This is a genomic window from Lactiplantibacillus fabifermentans DSM 21115, assembly GCF_000498955.2.
Taxonomy (GTDB): Bacteria; Bacillota; Bacilli; order Lactobacillales; family Lactobacillaceae; genus Lactiplantibacillus; species Lactiplantibacillus fabifermentans.
On record NZ_AYGX02000139.1, the window covers coordinates 1 to 1398 of the forward strand.

The 1398-nt window shown below is 39.9% G+C and carries 1 protein-coding gene; it reads right to left on the minus strand.

The window, feature by feature from the left end; genetic code table 11:
- Nucleotides 1-727: 727 nt before the first annotated feature.
- The gene (locus tag DY78_RS11720) at nucleotides 728-1234 is read right to left on the minus strand and encodes an ECF transporter S component (RefSeq protein ID WP_024625085.1); all 507 of its coding nucleotides are present in this window, start codon (nucleotides 1232-1234) and stop codon (nucleotides 728-730) included.
- Nucleotides 1235-1398: the final 164 nt, after the last annotated feature.

The following is a 1398-nucleotide window of genomic DNA, read 5'->3' on the forward strand; positions in this document are numbered from 1 at the left end:
CCAGCGTTCGTCCTGAGCCAGGATCAAACTCTCAAATTAATGATGAGTTCTAAAAAAGCTCATTTAAAGTTGTTCTTAAATTTATTTGCTAGCGAATTGACTTCGCAAATGTTTTTGCTATCAACTCGAAGTTGATAGACCCTACACATTTGATTCGTCGAAACTTTGTTCAGTTTTCAAAGGTCTAATTCGTTGTGTTATTTCCTTAACACAGCTTAATCATCATAACGTTTTAAGTATTTCATGTCAACAACTTTTTTAAGAAGTTAACAATCAATCATTTAATTAAGTTATGGTTGCCATTGCGACAACAGGAATAATCATACCAATCACTGAAGAAGTTGTCAACAACTAAATTCAATAATTATTTTTGATTTCCACAGCATCAATAGCACCGGCCGTAGCAGCAACGTTTACTAATATACCAGCCAGCTATGAAAGTGTCAACGATAAATTGTTGATTATTTCAAATTATTGAAAACAAGCCGCTATACCATGCGCTTTTTTCAGCCGTTGTCACTTAATCCACCTATCTTTCAAGCCGAGCGAGCGCGACTAAACACGGTTGCGTTTAAATCACCCGCCAAACTAATCAAGTAGTTATTTATAGAAGAAAAGTACCATTTCTCACCGGCTGTTTTGCTGCTCGATCGCATCGCCCTGGCCATTATGCCAACAAAAAAGCCGATCAGTATTTACTTTACTGACCGACTAACTTTAATTCGACTTAATTGAGTTGGGGCCGCACCCGATTTAGAACCCGGAAAAAGGCAAAGGCGACGACACTGCCTAAGATGCCTTGTAAAAAGTTCATTGGTATTCCTAGTAACCCGGTTGGAATGGCATATAAGATTGAATCGGAAATAAAGTATCCGCCAACCATGACTAATCCACCAATGGTCACCGCTAGCGCTTGGCGACAACCAGACTTACCAGCGCCTAATTGGCCAACTAAGTAGCCTTCCAGACCGTGAACGATTAGTGAAAATAACATGTATTGACCATAACCTGACAATAAATCTAGTAAGAAACCACTCGCACCACCGACAATGGCCCCACCCTTGCGACCATACATTAACGCCGCAATCATAATACCGGCATCGGTTAAATTAATGTTGCCGTGCGTCATGGGGACGGGAATTAAAAAGATCCGGGCAATCACGACGGTTAATGCAATTAACATCGCTAAGGTCGCAATTTCACGAGTCGTAAACTTCGATTGTTGACCTGACATGGTTTAAAACGTCCTCTCTTGATTGGCAAAATATGATAGCTCTCTCATGTGAATCTAATTTTACTACAATCTTGTGAGTCTTGACACCCTTTCAAAGCAAATTCATATAAAAAAGGAGCTGTGACATAACTAGTTCCTAAATCGTAAAAACCCACGCAAAACCG

Excerpts from the sequence above, each read along its gene's own strand:
- DY78_RS11720 (WP_024625085.1), bottom strand. The coding sequence starts at position 1,234 with ATGTCAGGTCAACAATCGAAGTTTACGACTCGTGAAATTGCGACCTTA.